We start from the raw sequence: 16,201 nt of genomic DNA on the forward strand, positions 1-16,201 counted from the left end.
GTACTACCAGTTCTTGCCGCCGCGCTGGACCTCGATCAGCTTCGGGCGGACGTCGACCATGTACACGAGCACCGCGACGATGCCCGCCAGCCAGAAGATGGTGCCCGCGCCGCCGAAACCGAACAGCCCCATCGCGACCGTGCCCGCGCCGGTGATCGCCAGCCAGATCGGCTTCGTCTTGCGGTCGGCGGCCTGGAACGCGTCGGAGCGTTGCAGGAGCGCGTGGAAGAAGGCGACGAGCCCCACGAGCGTCCCGGCCCAACTGATGACCAGCATGATCCATTGCGCGATTAGCGGCACTGCTCCAGCCTACGTCCCTTCACCCCCACGAACCTGCACACCTGTGACCAGAATGCCACGAAAGGCCCGTCCGGCACACAGCCTGTGCCGAACGGGCCCACGAGGGAATGCGGTTACTTCGTGGTCTTCGGGGTGGTGGTGCCACCGGTCGCGGGCTTCTTCGCCGTGGCGGTGGTGCGCCGCGGGGTGCTCGCCGGCTTGGCGGCCGGGGTGGACTTCGGCGTGGTCTTCTCCTCCACGACCACCTCGGCGTCGACGATCTTCTCGGCGGCCTCGTCAGCGGCCTCGGCCACCTTCTCGCCACCGGTGCGGGTCTTCTTCGCGACCAGGCCGAGCACGTCCTCGACGCGCTCACGGGCCTCGGTGCCGAACTCGCCCGCACGGTCCTGCACCTGCTGCAGCGCGTCCTCGACCTGCTCCAGCACGGTCTTCACGCGCGGCTCGGCGACGAACTTGCCCCAGGCCTCCTCGCCGCTCTCGGCGAGCTTGCCGTACAGCTTCAGCGCGGCCTCGGTGTACTCGTCGACGAGCTTCCGGAGCTCGGCCGGGTCGAGCTTCTCGCGCAGCGAGGTGACCTCGCCGGGCAGCTCTTCGATGTTCTTGCGGGCGGCCTCGCCACTCTCGTTGACGCGGGTGCGCGCCTTCTCGACAGCGTCGGCGAGCGCCTGGCCTGCCAGGTTGCCGGCGCCGATCGCGGCGAGCAGCGGGGTGCGAAGCTGCTCCACGGCGGTGTTCACGGCCTTGCGGACGTCATCGGTCCTCGTGCTCGTCATGATGTTCACTCTCCATATCAGGGAGGTCAGGTGTGTGGTTGTTCTCGCGCCGGAACGACTCGTACACATCGAGCAGCACCTGCTTCTGCCGCTCGGTGAGCTCGGCGTCGGCGCGGATCGCGTCGGTGACCGGCCCGCCGTCGGGCAGATCGAGGATTCCGGCTTGCACGTACAGGGCCTCCGCGGAAATCCGCAGCCCCCGGGCGATCTGCTGCAGGATCTCCGCGCTGGGTTTGCGAACCCCGCGCTCGATCTGACTCAGGTACGGGTTGGACACTCCGGCGAGCTTCGACAGCTGGCGCAACGAAATCTTCGCGTTGTTGCGCTGCTGGCGGATGTACTCGCCGATGTCGGAAGCGATGTGGCCGACCTTCTCGATCGGTCCCGCCTGCGCGTTTTCGAGGTCACCCTCGTCCGGCATCTGGCTCATCTCCTCGCGACACCTCCAAGTTATACCCAAGTGCTAGCTATTGCAAGCACCCTGCTTGCAACCTTAGGTGGTGACTTGAGTCACGAACTAAGGTGGACGGATGCAGAGTGCCGTGCGGGCTCGCCGACGGCTCACCGGCGCGCTCGTCCGCGCCGGCGCACTGACCGACCCCGCCTGGATCGAAGCATTCCAGCAGGTTCCGCGACATCCTTTCGTGCCGCGGTTCTTCCTCGCCGAGATGGCGGGGTGGGTCGCTGTGGACAGCTCGGATCCCGGCTGGCTGCGCGCCGTCTACTCCGACCAGGTGCTGGTCACCCAGCTCGACGAAGACCCGGGAGCGTGGCGTACCGCTCGCCGGACGGGCCCGGTCGCCGGCGTGCCGACCTGTTCGTCCAGCATGCCTTCGATCATGGCGATCATGCTCGAGGAACTGCTCGTGCGCGCCGGGCACCAGGTCCTCGAGGTGGGCACCGGAACCGGCTACAACGCGGCGCTGCTGTCGTACCGGCTCGGCTCCGGGCAAGTGTCCACAATAGACATCGACGGCGATCTGGTGGAGCAGGCGCGGATCCGGCTGGGGAGTTGTGGATACCGGCCCCGATGCGAAGTCCGCGACGGCGCCGGCGGTTTTCCGGAACAGGCCCCGTTCGACCGGGTGTTGTGCACCTGCTCGGTGTCGACGATCCCGCCTGAATGGCTGAACCAGACGAAACCCGGTGGTTTCGTGCTGACCACGTTGAACCGGCCGATCGGCGCCGGGCTCGTGCGCCTCACCGTCGGCGAGGACGGCACCGGATGTGGACAAGTGCTGGCGCGGGACGGAAGGTTCATGCCGTTGCGCGCGCACAGGCGGAGTGAACCCGGCCGGCTGCTCTCGAAGATCCAGCCGAACGGCGCCGCGCCGCGGCCGACTCCACTGTCCGTGCGCTCGACGCTCAACCCGGCGAGCAGGTTCGAGTTCTTCGCCGGCCTGGCCCTACCCGAGGTCGCTCCGGCGTTCGATCCCGCGGCGCCGGACGCCACTTTCCTCGTGCACGCCGACGGTTCGTGGGCGCGGCACTTCACGGACCACGACCGGAACCTGGTGAGCCAGGGCGGGCCACGGCGGTTGTGGGACCTGCTGGAAAGCGCTTACTCGGACTGGCAGGACCTCGGCGAGCCGACGCGCGACCGGTTCGGGGTCACCGTCACGCAGGACCGTCAGGAGCTCTGGCTGGACGAGCCGACGTCCAAATACGTCTGGCCGTTGTAGCCGGGGTTTCCGGGAAAGTTCTCCCGGAACCAGGCTTCGGCGTTGTCCACAGCCGCCGCGAGATCGGCCTTCGTCGTGTCGAACAGCCGAACCGGCGGGTCGAAAGTGGTGGCGCGCAACCATTCGCTGAATTCCAGCGTCTCGGCGATGCGCGGTTCGTCCCACTCCCGCCAGGCCGGCCGTGCCCGCAACCGCCGCGCCAGCTCATCGGGCGACGCGACGAGCGCAAGGTAGTGGATCTTCGTGAACAGGCTGCGCTCGGGCAGCCGCTCGAACTCCGGCGGGACCACGGTTCCGCACAGCACCACGGGTTTCCCGTTCTGGTGGATCATCGCGGCGAGCCGCAGCCAGGCGGCCCGGAAAGCGGGATGCCCGTCGACGTCGTCGCGCAGCCCGGCTGTCCACAACACGTCCTGTTCAAGAACGACGGCCGCTCCGCCGAGCCGCTCGGCCAGCTCCGGGCCGACTGTGGATTTCCCCGCGCCGCTCGGACCGGTCAGCGCGAACAGCGGCAGTCGCCGGAACGGCCAGCGGTGACCGCAGCGGGCGCACAGCCTCCTCGCGCTTTCCACGAGCGGCACGTCGGCGCGGTCCCCGCAGGCGGGGCAAATACGCGGGTCGAGCATTCGGCCCGCCATGTCAGTCGAAGAGGTTCTCGAGGAAACTCCGCTTGCGGTGGCCCCGATACGGCCGCGGCGAATCCCCATAACCGCCGCGGTACGGACGGGGCGAATCCCCGTACCCACCCCGGTACGGCCGCGGCGAATCGCCGTAACCGCCGCCATATCCGCCGTGACGCTGTGGCCGCGGCGAATCGCCATATCCGCCGTGATAGGGCGATGGCGAATCGGCGCGCCCGCCGTGGGGCGGCGGCACGGGGCCGCGGTATGGCGGCGGTGAGCCGTAGTAAGCGCTTTCCGCGCCCGCGATCTGCTCCAGCTCACCACGGTCGAGGAAGATGCCGCGGCAGCCTTCGCACTGCTCGATGTGCACGCCGTTCTTGTCCACGGTGCGCATGGCATTCTGGCATTTAGGACAAATCACACCGAACCCTAACAGGCACAGAGGCAGAAGGGGTGCCCGATCGGATCGGCGAAGACGCGGAAGGTGCTCGGCTTTTTGTCCAGCAGCTTGGCCCCGAGCTTGACCGCGCGCTCCTCGCCGGCATCCAGGTCAGCGACCGCGAGATCGAGGTGAAGCTGCTGCGGAACGTCCTGACCAGGCCATTCCGGCGCCCGGTAGTTCGCGACCCGCTGAAAGGCGAGCTGCACGCCGTTCGGTCCGGTGACCGTCACCCATTCCCCGCCCTCTTCTGATTCCGGCTCGGGCCAGTCGAGCAGGGCGGCATAGAACTCGGCCAGACGCCGCGGATCCGGGCAGTCGAGCGCCACACAGCGGAACGTGGGGACAGCGGTCATGAGAGAACTCCTTCCAGGGAGATAACCAGCGACCCGAGTATGAGGGTTACGCGAACTGGCTGCAACCGCTGTAAGACCTATGCTGGTTACGTGTCGAACCTGTCCACAGACGCGAAGTTGATGGTCGAATTCCTCAACACCCTCGATGTGGAGCACGAAACCGACACGCTCGACAACGAGGCGAGCTGGCACCAATGGACGGCGGCACGCTCCTTGGTCCCCGACCCTTTACCCGCGGCGCGCTCGGCGCGGGCGGCCCTTCGCGTCGCTGTCGGCGATCCCCCGGCGAACACCGCCCCCTTCACGTCACCCGCGCGACTCGAATTGGGGCCGGCCGGGGCCGAACTGGTCGCGACGAGCGCCGTCGCCGAGGTGCTCGCGGCAGCCGCCCGGCTCACCGTGCTCGGCGAGTGGCCCCGGCTGAAGATCTGCCCCGCCGACGACTGCCGGTGGGCGTTCTACGACCAGTCACGGAACCGCTCACGGACCTGGTGCTCGATGCGGGTCTGCGGCAACCGCGAAAAAGCCCGCGCCTGGCGGGAGCGATCGGCGGGCCAGTAGACATCGGGAGGAAAAGTGCGTGCCGTTCTCAGCAGAATGTTGCTCGGCGTGGTCGCGTTCGGCGGCCTCGGGCTCAGCGTCACCGGATGCGGGACCGCGGGCAATCCGGCACCCGCCACTACGGCCGCGGCATCCACAACGCCGACCGCAGCAGCGACGGCCGCCTCTTCCACAACCGACGAACTGATCACTGTCCCCGACGTGTCCGGCATGAACCATCAACAGGCACAGGACACGATGCAGGCCGCCGGGCTGTTCAACCTGCGCGAAGTGGACGGTAAGGGCCTCGGCCGCGCGCTGGTGGTGGACCGCAACTGGGTGCAGGTCGCCCAGGATCCGCCCGCGGGCAGCCGGGTGCCGCCGGACACCGTGATCACGTTGACCGCCGTGAAGTACACCGACAGGTGATCAAGCTCGAACGAGTTACCCACAGACGGTGCTGTGGATAACCCCCTCTTCTGTGGATAACTCCGGTTTTCGCAGGTCGGACCGACCGGAGAAATTCACAGCCGAGGGGTTGATTTTCGCCGGTGTGGATTACTCGCCGCTCTGTTAGCCTGAAACGAGGATTTCACTGAGAAAACCGACCACGGTAACGCGGGGATCCAGGTGATATGGGCGGACTCTCTGTCGGCGAAATCGTCGTGAAGGCCGAACCAGTACTCGACGTGGTGGCCGAGCTGGGCGAATCCCCGCTCTGGGACCCGGCCACCGGATTGCGCTGGCTCGACATCCCGCAGCGGAAACTGCACACGCTGAACCGCACGGGCGAGCACCGTGCGGTCGATCTGTCCACAAGGGTGACGGCCGTGGAACGCGGGCCAAGCGGCCGGTTGCTCGCGGTGACCGCCACCGGGTTCGGGTTGCTCGACCCGGTCTCCGGCGAAGTACACGAATTCGCCCACGTCGTCAGCGCGCCGGTGTCGATGAACGACGGCGCGATCGATCCACAGGGCCGTTGCTGGGCCGGTTCCGCCGTCCGCGACGGCAGCGCCCGCGGGGCGTTGTACCGGCTCGACGACTCGGGAGCCACCGCCCAGATCGAGCAGGTCTCGATGTCGAACGGGATCGACTGGTCCCCTGACGGCTCCGTGCTCTACCACGTCGACAGCGCCGAGGGCACGGCCAAAGCCTGGGCGTACAGCCCGGAAACCGGCGAGCTGGGCGACGCCCGCCTACTGCGCCGGCTGCCAGCGGAAGCCGGTCTGCCGGACGGGCTGACGGTGGACGAACAGGGCGGGATCTGGCTCGCCGTCTGGGGTGCCGGGCAGGTCTGGCGGCTCGACCCGGTCAGCGGTGAGACGACGGCGGTCGTCGATGTGCCCACACCTTGCACGACCAGCTGCGCGTTCGGCGGCAGCGAGCTGACCACGCTCTACATCACCACCGCCGATCACGAATCCCCGCCGGGCGGCGGGTTGCTCTACGCCGCGGAAGTTCCCGCGCGCGGCCGGCTTTCCCCTTGTTTCTCCGGAGGTGCCTGATGAAGGTCGCATTGGTAACCGGTGCTTCGCGCGGGATCGGCGCGGCCGCCGCACGACGCCTCGCCGACGACGGGTTCGCCGTCGCCATCAACAGCTATCCCGACGAAACCCTGATCACCCAAGCGAAACAGCTCGCCGACGACATCCAGAACGCCGGCGGCGAAGCCATCGTCGTACCGGCCGACATCACGGATTCGCAGGCTGTGCACAAGATGTTCACAACCTGCGAGGAACAGCTCGGCCCGGTCAGCGCGCTCGTGCTCAACGCGGCGATCACCGGGCGGCAGGCGTGGGACACGATCACGGAATCGGCCTGGGACAACGTTTCCGCGGTGAACCTGCGGGGCGCGTTCGTCTGTTCGCGCCGGGCTTTCGGCGAGGGCCGAGGGCCGGACGACGGCACCGTGGTCGTCATCAGCAGTGTGCTGGCGAAGCTCGGCGCGCCCCAGTCATTGCATTACGCCACAACGAAAGCCGGGCTGCTCGGGTTCACGCGGTCACTCGCCAAGGAGCTCGGCCCGCGCGGGGTCAGGGTGAACGCCGTGCTGCCGGGCGCCATCCAGACCGAGGAGGAACTGGAGAACTTCCCCGATCAGGAAGCCGTCCGGCGGGAAGCGCTTTCCCAGCAGTTCCTGCAGCGCCGCGGCCTCGCCGTGGACGTGGCGGGCACGATCGGCTTCCTCGTCGGGCCGGACAGCGCGTTCATGACCGGGCAGACGCTGTGCGTGGACGGCGGCTGGGTGCTTCTCTAGAAAAGCAGCTCCGCGATCGTGTAGATCACCAGCCCGGCGAGCGCGCCGACGACGGTGCCGTTGATGCGGATGAACTGCAGGTCCCGGCCGACCTGGAGCTCGATCTTCCGCGAGGTCTCCTCGGCGTCCCAGCGTTCGACGGTGTCGGTGATGATCGTGGTGATCTCGCGCGAGTAGTGCGTGACCAGGTAGGCCGCGGCGCCCTCGATCCAGCCATCCACTTTGGACCGCAGCTCCTCCTCGGTGACCAGCCGCTCGCCGAGGCGCGTGAGGCCCTGGCGCACCCGCAGGCGCAGTTCGCTGGACGGGTCCTCGGCCGCGGTCAGCAGCATCCCCTTGGCCGTGGTCCACGCCGAGCCGATCAGCTTCTGCACGTCGGGGTGGTCGAGGATCTGCTGCTTGACCTGTTCCGCCCGGGCCATCGTGTCCGGGTCCTTCTGCAGGTCCTGCGCGAACTCGTTGAGGAACTTGTCCAGCGCCAGCCGCATCGGGTGGTTGACGTCGGTCTTCACCGACCAGGCGAACGAGAGCACCTCGCCGTACACCTTGTCCGCCAGCATCGCGTCCACGAACTTCGGCGACCAGCTCGGCGCGCGGTCGGACACCACGCGCAGCACCGTGTCGTGGTTGTCGCGCACCCATTCGTACGACCTGTCGCACATCAGGTCCACCAGCTTGTAGTGCGCCCCGTCGGTGAACACCTGCTCCAACAGCTTCCCCAGCGGCGGCCCCCACGGCTTCTCGACCACCCGGCGCACCACGGCCTGCTCCAGCACCGCCTGCACGTCTTCGTCGCGCAGCACCTTCACCGCGCCACGGACCACGGTGGCCAGCTCGGACGTCACGCGCTCCGCGTTGTCCGGCGAAGCGAGCCACTCCCCGAGCCGCCTGGCGATCCCCGCCCGGCTCAGCTTGTCCCGCACCACCTGCTCGGACAGGAAGTTCGCGCCGACGAAGTCGCCGAGGCTGTTGCCCAGCGCGTCCTTCTTGTTCGGGATGATCGCCGTGTGCGGGATCGGTATCCGCATCGGATGCCGGAACAGGGCGGTCACCGCGAACCAGTCGGCCAGCGCGCCGACCATGCCGGCCTCGGCCGCGGCGCGCACGTAGCCCACCCAGCCGGACCAGCCGGCGGCCTGCGCCCAGCTGGTGAGGACGAACACGACCGTCGCGCCCAGCAGGAAGGCCAGCGCGACCAGCTTCATCTTGCGCAGACCGCGCCGCTTGACCTCCTCGTTGGCGAGGCCACCCGGCGGATCGGCAGGGGTCAGTTGCTCCACACCGCCATTGTCCGTGAGGATCGGGGATTATGCGTGCACCAGCTCTCGTCCCCCGGCTACGGCCGTTCACCTCGACCATCTTCGCCGAGATGACGGCACTCGCCGTCCGCACCGGAGCGATCAACCTGGGACAGGGCTTCCCGGACACCGACGGCCCGGCCGGCATGCTCGGCGCGGCCAAGGACGCCCTGTTCGGCGGCGCGAACCAGTACCCGCCGGGCCCCGGCCGCCCCGAGCTGCGCGCCGCGATCGCCACCCACCGGCAGCGTTACGGGCTGGAGTACGACCCGGAGACGGAGATCCTCGTCACCGCGGGGGCTACCGAAGCCATCACCGCGGCCCTGCTCGCGCTCACCGAGGCCGGTGACGAGGTGATCGTCATCGAGCCCTACTACGACTCGTACTCGGCCGCGGTCGCGATGTCAGGCGCGACGCGGAAGGTCGTTTCGCTCAAGGAGAGCGCCGAGGGGCCGTTCGTGCTCGACGTGAACGCGCTGCGCGCGGCCGTCACCCCGCGGACGCGGGCGATACTGGTGAACTCGCCGCACAACCCGACCGGCACCGTGTTCACCGAAGCGGAGCTGGGCGCGATCGCGGACCTCTGCGTGCGCAACGACCTCGTCGCGATCACCGACGAGGTCTACGAGCACCTCGTCTTCGACGACGCCGTGCACCGGCCGCTGGCCACGTTCCCTGGGATGCGCGCCCGGACGGTCTCGATCTCCAGCGCGGGCAAGACGTTCAACTGCACCGGCTGGAAGATCGGCTGGGTCTGCGCGACGCCGGAGCTCGTCGGCGCGGTGAAGGCGGCGAAGCAGTTCATGACGTTCGTGTCCGGCGGGCCGCTGCAGCCCGCGGTCGCCTACGCGCTGGATCACGAACTGCCGTGGGTCGAGGAGCTGCGCGCTTCGCTGGCGGCCAAGCGGAACAGGCTTTCGGCGGGGCTCGTCGAGGCCGGGTTCGACGTGCATCCGAGCTTCGGCACGTACTTCGTGTGCGCGGACGTACGGCCGCTCGGTTTCGAGGACGCCGCCGAGCTCGCCTGGCAGCTGCCGGAGCGGATCGGCGTGGCTACCGTTCCGGTGAACGTGTTCACCGACCACCCGGAAGACTGGAAACACTTGCTGCGCTTCGCTTTCTGTAAGAAGGACGAGGTGCTCGACGAAGCCGTCTCCAGGCTGCACAAGCTCCGCTAAGCGTGGTCGTAGCCCTCGATTTCGAGCAGCCGCCGGAGCCGGTTCAGCACACGACGCCGAAGGGGGCCGACGCTGCCGGGCGGAATCCCGAGGTGCGCGGCGATCTCCGCGTGGCTGGCGGGTGGAATGCGGGACAGCAGCCGCACCAGTTCACGCTCCCGTTCGGGTAATCGCGCGACGGCCTCCCAGAGCACGCGGTCGCGTTCCGCGCGGAGCAAAGACGATTCGGGGGTAAGGACGGCCGCGGGATCTTCTCTGTCCATACAAGGGATTTCGCGGTTGCGTGCACTCAGTACGCGCAGCGCCTGCCGCCGGGCGGTGGTGGCGAGCCAGCCGGGCAGCTTCGCCGGGTCGCGCAGTCCGGCGGGCAGCTGCGTCAGCGACAGCCACGTGTGCTGGCAGACGTCGAAAGCGTCCGCTTCGCCGAGGCGGTAGGACTTCGCGACCGCGAGTACGAGCGCGGACAACCCACGTACGAGTAACCGCCAGGCCACTTCGTCACCCCCGAGCGCGCGGGTGAGCAACTCACCGGGATCGCCATCGGACACGTCCTCGTCTCCTGTCTCGCAGCCGGTCACTGTGCGAAGTTCGGACGCGACGGTCCGCGCGACGGCTCCCGGAAAGACGAGGTCAGCCCCAGGTTGAGTAGTCCTACTCAGTGCACGGGACGAGCCACGACGGGAAAAGACGATACCCAGAGTGATCAAGTTCTGGTTAGATGTACGCAAGCCGGTATGTCTTTTCGGCCGTCTGGGGTGGATCGAAACCTTTCGAGGTGAAACACTCGCCAGCGATGCTAGAAAGAGGCCGGTTTCCCGAGATCAACAACCTGGTCTGAAGAAACTTCAGCAGTATCGGTTCGAGGGGCGCTCGAACCGTGGCCCGGACGGTGGTGATGGCGGTGACGGACGCGGACGACGCGCACCGCGCCTTGCCGCTGTGGGCGAAAATGCTGGTGGCACTGGGATTCGCGATCACCGGCTGGCTGCTCGGCTCGATACTGGGCGGCTACTCCGCATCGGCGGCCGAGGCCACCACGAACAATGACGGCACAACGCAACCTGCCGCGCAGCAACAGGGCCTGCTCGGCCTGCTGAACACCACGGTCTCCACGGTCACGAACACGGTGCAGACCACGGTCGACACCACCGTGACCACTCTGGACACCACGGTGACCTCGGTGGTCGGCACCGTGAACACGGTGACGACGGGAGTCACCTCGGCGGTCACCACCACGACCAGCGCCGTCGTCACCCCGGTGACCACGGCGCTGAGCACGCCGGCCAGTACGTCCACCACGGCCTCCGGTTCGGCGGCCGACTCCACCACGAAGGTCCAGACCAAGGCCGACACGACCGCCGAAAAGGCTGTCGCGGCCTCGGCTCCGGCGCCGGCCGTGGCCTCGGCGGCCGCCGAGGCTCCGGCCGCGACGACGCCGGCGCTCCCGCAGACCGTGAAGCAGCGGCAACCCGCGGCGCACCAGCAGGCAACGGCCGACGCGCCCAAGCCGACGGCGAGCGTCCAGCCGCGCGACAACTCACCCGCGCCGGCGCCGACGGCACCTGCCGGTCAGGTCTGCGGCATCAGCGCCGCCCACGACGGCGGCAACCACAGCAAGCATCCGTTCGCGATCCTCGGCGCCTTCACCGGCGCCGCACCGCCGGCGGCCATCGGCGCTCCGCGCCGGGACGCCTGTGAGGAGAACAGCCGCGACGCGGCGCTCCCCACCACCTCTCCCGACTGACCCCAACCCCGGTCCGACAGGCGAACCGCGTCCAAAACAAGATCAACTTCGCGGCGTTTCTCCGTATTCGCAGGGGTTTTCGATGCACGCAACCACACTTCCCGACCGGCCTCTCGCGCCTGGCCGGTTCGGGCTCCGGTCCCGGTTCCGCGGTGCCCCGGTGGCACCGGGACCGACTCCGGGTGCACGCCGGGCGTTCCTGCTCACCGCGCCGAGCAGGAACAACCTCCCGGCGCGCGCCTAGCCGCGGGCGCGCGGCCGGCACGTCGAGGGGCGGTGCCGGCCGCAAGCCCGTGGCACCCCCGCCCGGTTGTCCGGGCGGGGCGCCGCAGCCGGTGCGCCGAGCGAGTCAGAACCGCTTCAGCTCTTCCCTGGGACTGGCGGTCCTCGTTCGGCGCACCGGCTGTTCCCGTTTCGGCGGCCAGATTAGCCCGAACAGCAGCTCCGCGTGAGCCATTCGGCGGAATAATTTTTCGGGATCTGGATTCTGATGCAGCCACCCGGCGACTGAGACATTTTTCAGGGCGCAGGGATGTGATGCAGCCATCCGGCGACTGGGACATTTTTCGACGATCTGGATTCTGACGCAGCCATCCGGCGACCGGGACATTCATCAGCGAACGGGAATCTCCCCGAGAGGTTGCCCCCGGACGGCGGATTCGGCCAGGGCCAATCGGCGCATCGCCTCTTGCAGGCGGTCCGGCGGCTGGGAGAACGGCAGCCTGATCCACCGCTCCAATCCCCCTTGCGCCCCGAACCGCGAGCCCGGCGCGACCTGCACCCCGTGCGCGGCCGCCGCCACCGCGAGCCGCGTGCTCATCCGCTCCGGCAACGAGCACCACAGCCAGAACCCGCCGGACGGCAGCCGGAACGTCCATTCAGGACAGTGCTCGCGCACGGCCTCGGCGAGCACGTCGCGTTGCACCCGAACCTCTTCACGGCGACGGGCGAGCGGCTCGGGATCGGCGAGGAGTTCGGCCAGCACGAGCTGTTCGAACACCGGGGACCCGAGGTCGAGCCCGAACCGCGCGGACGAGAGGCGGGCGAGCAGTTCCTCCGAGGCCCGGATCCAGCCGATCCGCAACCCGCCCCAATACGCCTTCGACGAGGTCCCGACGAGGATCGACCAGTCGCCCGCGGAGAACGGGCGTGGCGCCGGGCCGCCGTCGATGTCCAGCTCCACCAAGGTTTCGTCGATCACAGCCGGCGTGCGGGACTTGGTCAGCAGCGCGGCGAGACGTTCGCGGCCTTCGTCGTCCAGCCGCAGTCCGGTCGGGTTGTGGAAGTCGACGATCAGGTACGCCAGCCGCGGCCCGGCCTGCCGGAGCGCGGCCTCGATGCCGTCGAGATCCCAGCCGTCCCGGCCGAGGGCGACGGGGACCGGCAACGCGTGCGCGGCGCGGATCGCCTCCAGCGCGTTGGCGTAGGTCGGCTGTTCGACCAGCACCCGGTCGCCGGGCCCGGCGAGCATCCGCAGCGCGAGCACGAACGCGTGGTGCGCGCCGTTGGTGATCATGATCTGGGCGGGCGACGTCGGCAGGCCGCGCTCGGTGTAGCGGGCGGCGATGCGCTCGCGCAGGATCGGGAGGCCGCGATCGCCGTACCCGGGGCTGCCCAGTTCGTCGGCGAGAAGCAGCCGCGCGGCGTCGAAGGCGCGGTGCATCCCCACCGCGGCGGACGGCGAAGCGCAGACGAAGTCGATCACGTCGGCGCCGGTCGACGGCGTGGGGTTGAAGCCGCGGGCCGCCGGTGAAGTGATCCAAGAGCCGGAACCACGGCGACTCTGCACCAGGCCACTTTCCCGCAACCGGTCCAATGCGGACCCGATCAGCGTGCGGCTGGCGCCCAGCGCGTCGGCGAGTTCACGCTCCGCGGGCAGCTGAGTGCCGACCGCGAGATGCCCGTCGAGCACCTGGAGTTCGACGGCCGCTGCCAGGTCGGCCGCGCCTTGGCGGGACCGCCGCCAGGTGCCGAGCAGTGCGGCCAGGCGGGCTCCGGAGATGCGACCACCGACGGGGTTCATAAGACCAATTCTTGCATATTGGCTCTGTCAAATCAGGCCAATCCCGGGCAGGCTCCCCATGTGGCTTCACTTGATCTCCGCCCGGTGAGCGTGGCGGTCAGCCCGGCCCGGCGGCTGCCCCAGCTCCTGCTCGGGCTCGCCCTCTACGGGTTCAGCATGGCGATGATGACCAGGGCCGGGCTCGGCCTCGACCCGTGGGACGTGCTGCACGAAGGGATCATGAAGCGCACTTCGCTGACCTTCGGCACGGTGGTCGCGATCGCTTCCGTCGGCGTGCTGCTGCTGTGGATTCCGCTGCGGCAGAAGCCGGGGATCGGCACGGTGCTCAACGTCATCGTGGTGTCCGTGACCGTCGACCTCGGCCGTGCCGTGCTCCCGCCTCAACACGAGCTGATCTGGCAGATCCTGCTGCTGGTGGGTGGGATCGTGTTCAACGGGCTGGCCACCGCGGCCTACGTCGGCACCCGGCTCGGCCCCGGCCCACGGGATGGCCTGATGACCGGGCTTGCGGCGCGAACCGGGGGTTCGGTCCGGCTCGTGCGCACCGGCATCGAACTCGTCGTACTCGCGGTGGGCTGGCTGCTCGGCGGGACCGTCGGCGTGGGAACCGTGTTGTACGCGTTGTCCATCGGGCCACTCGCGCAGGCTTTCCTGCCGCTGCTCGTTTACCGCGCCCGGAGTTAGGAAAGCGCTTCCCGGAGCTTGTCGGCGTCGACGTCGAAATGCGCGAGCACGTCGGCGGCGGGGCCGCGCTGCAAGGTGAGCGCGATCAGGATGTGTTCGGAGCCGAGTTCCTTGCCGCCCGTCCTGATCACCTCTTTCAGGCACAGCTCGAGGGTTTTCTTCGAGTCCTCCGCGAACGGCAGGTGGCCCTTCGGCCCGGACCAGCGACCGGCGAGCGCGCCGCGGCCGTGCGTCTGCTCGACGCTCTCGATGATCCGGTCGACGTCGATGCCCAGCTCACCGAGGGCCTGCGCGTCGGCCTCGGTGATCCCGCCGCGTCTGCGGACGCGCTCGATCTCGTCGCCGACTTCGGCGGTGGGCACGTTCAGCGTGCCGAGAAGGCGCACCGCGCGGCTTTCCGGCGTGGCCACGAGCGCGGCGAGTACGTGCAGCGTGTCGACCTTGGCCGCGTGCTGTCGCACGGCGCTGTGGTGCGCCTCGGTGACGACGGCGCGGGCGTCCTTCGTGAACCTCTCGAACATCAGTTCCTCCCGTACTTCTTGTGCACCGCTTGCCTGCTCACCCCGAGCTCGGCCGCGATGTCCTGCCACGACCAGCCGTGCATGCGCGCGCTGCGGACCTGCACGGATTCCAGCTGTTCCAGCAGCCGGCGCAGCGCGGCGACGGCCCGCAGCCCCACCCGGGGATCACGGTCGCCGGCGCGGGCGGCCAGATCGGTTGCCTCAGTCATGACGTCAACCTACGTTGACATCCCCGTGCTGTCAACATCGGTTGACACGTAGGGTCGGAGAATGCCCACGATCAAGGTCGCCGAACAGGCGGGCGTCGGCACCGACGGCAGACCGCGCCCGAGTGAGGATCACGTGGTGGTGCTGGAAAACGCCGTCGTCGTACTGGACGGCGCCACCGCGCTGCGGTCGGACACGTTGTCCGGCGGGTGGTACGCGGGCGTGCTCACGAAGCAGCTGACCGACGAACTGCGCGCCCGCCCCGAAGGCGAACTGCCCCGCATCCTCGCCGACGCGATCTCCGCCGTCGCCGAGACGCACGGGCTTCAGCCGGGCGCGTCGCCGTCGAGCACCGTGGCGATGGTGCGCTGGCTGGGAAACCGGGTCGACGGCCTGGTACTCGCCGACAGCCCGATCGTCGCGTTTGGACGGAACGGGTGCGATCTACTCGCCGACGACCGGCTGGTTTCCTTGCGCCGTCAGGGAAAGCTCGTAACCGGCGCGGATGTGCGGGCGCAGCGGAACGTCGGTTTCTGGGTGGCCGAGGCGGATCCTCTTGCCGCGTACCAGTCGTACTGTCGCACGTGGACCGACGTGGACGCGGTACTGCTCGCCACCGACGGCGTCTCCGCCGGCGTTGACGACTACGGCCTCTTCGACTGGCAGCGCGTGCTGGAACTCGTTCGCACGCAAGGAGCAGAGGCGGTCCTCGAAGCGGTGCGAGCCGCCGAACGGGCCGACCCCGACGGCGCGAAGTGGCGGCGCGCCAAACGCCACGACGACCAAGCCCTGGTGTTGATCGAGTTCCCCTAGTGCCGTCTCAGGGAAAGATCCGGGACTTCTCCGGATCACCGGGCGCGCCGGACACGACAGGCTGTTCGGCATGGGGACCACAACCGAACCGGGGGAAAGAGCCAGGCCTTGGCTGATCACCGCGGCGGCGGCACTCGCCTGGGCCTGCTTCACCTGTTTGATCCTGCATCTCGTGAGCGGGCGGAATCCGGTCACCGACACGCTTTCCAGTTACGCCTACGGGGACAACGGCGGGATGCTCGGCGCCAGCATGCTCGCGCTCGCGGTCGGATCGCTGGCGTTGCTGGGCGCGTTGTGCGTGACGGGCGCAGTCCGCGGGCTGACGCGGCTGCTGCTGGGCACGTGGTCGGCGGGGTTGGCCACCGCGGCGCTTTTCCCGGCCAGCTATCCGGATCACCCGCATCCGCTCAGCGGTGAGATCCACCTGTACTCCTGTCTGGCGGCATTCCTGAGCCTGCCCGCGGTCGGTTTCACTTTGCTGGACCGGTTTTCCGGCGTCGCGCGAACCTGGCTCGGCAGGCTGACCGGGCTCTCGGCGGCGGCGCTGGGACTCTTCGGCGTCGGCTACGCGCTGCCCTGGCTGATCCCGGTCGGCCTCGTCCAGCGGACCGCGCTCGTCGCGGATCTCGTGCTGCTGTGCGGAATTCTCGTGCTGGTCGCGCAGGCGTGTATCCAGCAACGTGCCACCGCCTCTTTAGTCGACAAGGCCGGAATCCACGCGGACCGGCCTGCTGGGGGCGGGGGAATCGTCTTGCGCTGAATC

The 16,201-nt window shown here is 68.8% G+C and carries 21 protein-coding genes; 10 read left to right on the forward strand and 11 right to left on the reverse strand.

The genetic code is table 11. The features are described from left to right. Positions 1-3 precede the first annotated feature (3 nt). The 3 genes from FPZ12_RS06485 to FPZ12_RS06495 form a co-directional block, all read right to left on the reverse strand. Entirely contained in the window at positions 4-300 is a 297-nt protein-coding gene (locus FPZ12_RS06485) for a DUF2516 family protein (protein ID WP_144746515.1), read from the reverse strand. A gap of 113 nt (positions 301-413) precedes the next feature. After that, a complete protein-coding gene (locus FPZ12_RS06490) occupies positions 414-1,073 on the reverse strand; it encodes a hypothetical protein (RefSeq protein WP_144746517.1) in 660 nt (219 codons plus the stop codon). Continuing rightward, a complete protein-coding gene (locus tag FPZ12_RS06495) occupies positions 1,051-1,503 on the reverse strand; it encodes a helix-turn-helix domain-containing protein (protein WP_424923572.1) in 453 nt (150 codons plus the stop codon). The genes FPZ12_RS06490 and FPZ12_RS06495 overlap by 23 nt, the downstream gene beginning before the upstream one ends. A 100-nt stretch (positions 1,504-1,603) precedes the next feature. Here FPZ12_RS06495 and tgmC point away from each other — a divergent pair, with 100 nt between their 5' ends. Further along, a complete protein-coding gene (gene tgmC, locus FPZ12_RS06500) occupies positions 1,604-2,755 on the forward strand; it encodes an ATP-grasp peptide maturase system methyltransferase (protein ID WP_144746518.1) in 1,152 nt (383 codons plus the stop codon). Here tgmC and FPZ12_RS06505 read toward each other — a convergent pair. The 3 genes from FPZ12_RS06505 to FPZ12_RS06515 are packed head-to-tail and all read right to left on the reverse strand — an operon-like array spanning position 2,704 to position 4,173. Continuing rightward, a complete protein-coding gene (locus tag FPZ12_RS06505; protein ID WP_144746520.1) occupies positions 2,704-3,381 on the reverse strand; it encodes an AAA family ATPase in 678 nt (225 codons plus the stop codon). The genes tgmC and FPZ12_RS06505 overlap by 52 nt on opposite strands. A 13-nt stretch (positions 3,382-3,394) precedes the next feature. Further along, positions 3,395-3,799 (reverse strand): TFIIB-type zinc ribbon-containing protein, encoded by a 405-nt coding sequence (locus FPZ12_RS06510; protein WP_144746522.1) that lies wholly within the window; start codon positions 3,797-3,799, stop codon positions 3,395-3,397. An 8-nt stretch (positions 3,800-3,807) separates the two neighbouring features. Further along, positions 3,808-4,173: a VOC family protein gene (locus tag FPZ12_RS06515; RefSeq protein WP_144746524.1), complete on the reverse strand. Its 366-nt coding sequence runs from the start codon at positions 4,171-4,173 to the stop codon at positions 3,808-3,810. Between the two features lie 99 nt (positions 4,174-4,272). Here FPZ12_RS06515 and FPZ12_RS06520 point away from each other — a divergent pair, with 99 nt between their 5' ends. From FPZ12_RS06520 to FPZ12_RS06535, 4 genes are all read left to right on the forward strand, one after another. Then, complete coding sequence (locus FPZ12_RS06520; protein WP_243769715.1) at positions 4,273-4,734, forward strand: CGNR zinc finger domain-containing protein; 462 nt, start codon at positions 4,273-4,275, stop codon at positions 4,732-4,734. A 15-nt stretch (positions 4,735-4,749) separates the two neighbouring features. Continuing rightward, positions 4,750-5,142: a PASTA domain-containing protein gene (locus FPZ12_RS06525; protein WP_243769699.1), complete on the forward strand. Its 393-nt coding sequence runs from the start codon at positions 4,750-4,752 to the stop codon at positions 5,140-5,142. Positions 5,143-5,348: 206 nt separating this feature from the next. Continuing rightward, positions 5,349-6,218 (forward strand): SMP-30/gluconolactonase/LRE family protein, encoded by an 870-nt coding sequence (locus FPZ12_RS06530; protein WP_144746528.1) that lies wholly within the window; start codon positions 5,349-5,351, stop codon positions 6,216-6,218. Continuing rightward, positions 6,218-6,970, forward strand: a complete 753-nt coding sequence (locus tag FPZ12_RS06535) for an SDR family NAD(P)-dependent oxidoreductase (protein WP_144746530.1) — start codon at positions 6,218-6,220, stop codon at positions 6,968-6,970. Before FPZ12_RS06530 ends, FPZ12_RS06535 begins: the two co-directional genes overlap by 1 nt. Here FPZ12_RS06535 and FPZ12_RS06540 read toward each other — a convergent pair. Continuing rightward, a complete protein-coding gene (locus tag FPZ12_RS06540) occupies positions 6,967-8,250 on the reverse strand; it encodes a DUF445 domain-containing protein (RefSeq protein ID WP_144746532.1) in 1,284 nt (427 codons plus the stop codon). The genes FPZ12_RS06535 and FPZ12_RS06540 overlap by 4 nt on opposite strands. 29 nt (positions 8,251-8,279) lie before the next feature. Here FPZ12_RS06540 and FPZ12_RS06545 point away from each other — a divergent pair, with 29 nt between their 5' ends. Then, positions 8,280-9,446, forward strand: a complete 1,167-nt coding sequence (locus tag FPZ12_RS06545; protein ID WP_144746534.1) for a pyridoxal phosphate-dependent aminotransferase — start codon at positions 8,280-8,282, stop codon at positions 9,444-9,446. Here the strand turns inward: FPZ12_RS06545 and FPZ12_RS06550 are convergent. Beyond that, the gene (locus FPZ12_RS06550; protein WP_243769700.1) at positions 9,443-10,024 is read right to left on the reverse strand and encodes an RNA polymerase sigma factor; all 582 of its coding nucleotides are present in this window, start codon (positions 10,022-10,024) and stop codon (positions 9,443-9,445) included. The genes FPZ12_RS06545 and FPZ12_RS06550 overlap by 4 nt on opposite strands. 323 nt (positions 10,025-10,347) lie before the next feature. Between FPZ12_RS06550 and FPZ12_RS45485 the strand changes: the two genes are divergently transcribed. Further along, the gene (locus FPZ12_RS45485; protein WP_166462601.1) at positions 10,348-11,190 is read left to right on the forward strand and encodes a hypothetical protein; all 843 of its coding nucleotides are present in this window, start codon (positions 10,348-10,350) and stop codon (positions 11,188-11,190) included. 613 nt (positions 11,191-11,803) lie between these two features. On the opposite strand, the gene yczR is transcribed toward FPZ12_RS45485, so the two are convergent. Next, on the reverse strand, positions 11,804-13,213 hold the full coding sequence (gene yczR / locus FPZ12_RS06560) for a MocR-like transcription factor YczR (protein WP_208025772.1): 1,410 nt from the start codon (positions 13,211-13,213) through the stop codon (positions 11,804-11,806). A 60-nt stretch (positions 13,214-13,273) separates the two neighbouring features. Here yczR and yczE point away from each other — a divergent pair, with 60 nt between their 5' ends. Beyond that, a complete protein-coding gene (gene yczE / locus FPZ12_RS06565) occupies positions 13,274-13,897 on the forward strand; it encodes a membrane protein YczE (RefSeq protein WP_144746536.1) in 624 nt (207 codons plus the stop codon). Here the strand turns inward: yczE and FPZ12_RS06570 are convergent. Beyond that, a complete protein-coding gene (locus FPZ12_RS06570; protein ID WP_144746538.1) occupies positions 13,894-14,418 on the reverse strand; it encodes a Clp protease N-terminal domain-containing protein in 525 nt (174 codons plus the stop codon). The genes yczE and FPZ12_RS06570 overlap by 4 nt on opposite strands. Beyond that, positions 14,418-14,627 carry an RNA polymerase sigma factor sigma-70 region 4 domain-containing protein gene (locus FPZ12_RS06575; RefSeq protein WP_144746540.1) on the reverse strand — a complete coding sequence of 70 codons (210 nt, stop codon included), beginning with the start codon at positions 14,625-14,627 and terminating at the stop codon, positions 14,418-14,420. Before FPZ12_RS06575 ends, FPZ12_RS06570 begins: the two co-directional genes overlap by 1 nt. Before the next feature lie 61 nt (positions 14,628-14,688). On the opposite strand from FPZ12_RS06575, the gene FPZ12_RS06580 reads away from it, so the two are divergent. Together FPZ12_RS06580 and FPZ12_RS06585 are read left to right on the forward strand one after the other, a co-directional pair. Next, positions 14,689-15,438, forward strand: a complete 750-nt coding sequence (locus tag FPZ12_RS06580; protein WP_144746542.1) for a PP2C family serine/threonine-protein phosphatase — start codon at positions 14,689-14,691, stop codon at positions 15,436-15,438. A 70-nt stretch (positions 15,439-15,508) separates the two neighbouring features. Then, positions 15,509-16,198 carry a DUF998 domain-containing protein gene (locus tag FPZ12_RS06585; RefSeq protein WP_144746543.1) on the forward strand — a complete coding sequence of 230 codons (690 nt, stop codon included), beginning with the start codon at positions 15,509-15,511 and terminating at the stop codon, positions 16,196-16,198. The last annotated feature ends 3 nt before the right edge of the window (positions 16,199-16,201 follow it).

It is taken from the genome of Amycolatopsis acidicola, from assembly GCF_007713735.2.
Lineage (GTDB): Bacteria > Actinomycetota > Actinomycetes > Mycobacteriales > Pseudonocardiaceae > Amycolatopsis_E > Amycolatopsis_E acidicola.

What these genes read in the sequence shown, in the direction of transcription:
- FPZ12_RS06490 (WP_144746517.1), bottom strand. Translation starts at nt 1,073, where the DNA reads ATGACGAGCACGAGGACCGATGACGTCCGCAAGGCCGTGAACACCGCC.
- FPZ12_RS06495 (WP_424923572.1), bottom strand. Translation starts at nt 1,503, where the DNA reads ATGAGCCAGATGCCGGACGAGGGTGACCTCGAAAACGCGCAGGCGGGA.
- tgmC (WP_144746518.1), top strand. Translation starts at nt 1,604, where the DNA reads ATGCAGAGTGCCGTGCGGGCTCGCCGACGGCTCACCGGCGCGCTCGTC.
- FPZ12_RS06505 (WP_144746520.1), bottom strand. Translation starts at nt 3,381, where the DNA reads ATGCTCGACCCGCGTATTTGCCCCGCCTGCGGGGACCGCGCCGACGTG.
- FPZ12_RS06515 (WP_144746524.1), bottom strand. Translation starts at nt 4,173, where the DNA reads ATGACCGCTGTCCCCACGTTCCGCTGTGTGGCGCTCGACTGCCCGGAT.
- FPZ12_RS06530 (WP_144746528.1), top strand. Translation starts at nt 5,349, where the DNA reads ATGGGCGGACTCTCTGTCGGCGAAATCGTCGTGAAGGCCGAACCAGTA.
- FPZ12_RS06535 (WP_144746530.1), top strand. Translation starts at nt 6,218, where the DNA reads ATGAAGGTCGCATTGGTAACCGGTGCTTCGCGCGGGATCGGCGCGGCC.
- FPZ12_RS06545 (WP_144746534.1), top strand. Translation starts at nt 8,280, where the DNA reads ATGCGTGCACCAGCTCTCGTCCCCCGGCTACGGCCGTTCACCTCGACC.
- yczR (WP_208025772.1), bottom strand. Translation starts at nt 13,213, where the DNA reads ATGAACCCCGTCGGTGGTCGCATCTCCGGAGCCCGCCTGGCCGCACTG.
- FPZ12_RS06570 (WP_144746538.1), bottom strand. Translation starts at nt 14,418, where the DNA reads ATGTTCGAGAGGTTCACGAAGGACGCCCGCGCCGTCGTCACCGAGGCG.
- FPZ12_RS06575 (WP_144746540.1), bottom strand. Translation starts at nt 14,627, where the DNA reads ATGACTGAGGCAACCGATCTGGCCGCCCGCGCCGGCGACCGTGATCCC.
- FPZ12_RS06580 (WP_144746542.1), top strand. Translation starts at nt 14,689, where the DNA reads ATGCCCACGATCAAGGTCGCCGAACAGGCGGGCGTCGGCACCGACGGC.
- FPZ12_RS06585 (WP_144746543.1), top strand. Translation starts at nt 15,509, where the DNA reads ATGGGGACCACAACCGAACCGGGGGAAAGAGCCAGGCCTTGGCTGATC.